The 426-nt window shown below is 69.7% G+C and carries 1 protein-coding gene; it reads left to right on the forward strand.

Annotated elements, in window-relative coordinates; genetic code table 11:
• On the forward strand, positions 1-426 hold a 426-nt coding region (locus tag KDK95_RS39010; protein WP_212522663.1), incomplete at both ends, for an ABC transporter substrate-binding protein.

Here is a 426-nt window from a genome sequence, read left to right on the forward strand (position 1 = left end):
CCTGGCATCGATGGGCATCACCCGGATCGCCCTCGTGATCACCGACGACAGCTTCGGGACCGACGGGCTGGCCGGCGCACTCAGGGGCTTCGAGTCCGCGAAGCTGAAACCCGTGCTGCAGGAACGCTTCGACCGGGCCAGGCCCGACTTCTCCGCCATCGCGCCCAAGCTGGTCGAATCCCAGGCCCAGGCCGTGCTCATGGTCGCGTCGGGCGTGGCCGCCGCGGAAGGCTATGCGGCCTTCCGGACCGCGGGTTCGGGCGCCCAGCTGGTCACGCTCTCCAACAATGCCTCCTCGGGCTTCGCCAAGAGCCTGGGGCCCAATGCGCGCGGCGTCATCGTGACGCAGGTGTTCCCCAACGAGCGGGCCATGAACTACCCCCTGGTGCGCGAGGCGCACGACCTCGCGAAGGCGCAGGGCAAGGA

The organism is Actinospica acidithermotolerans, assembly GCF_018139625.1.
GTDB classification, from domain to species: domain Bacteria; phylum Actinomycetota; class Actinomycetes; order Streptomycetales; family Catenulisporaceae; genus Actinospica; species Actinospica acidithermotolerans.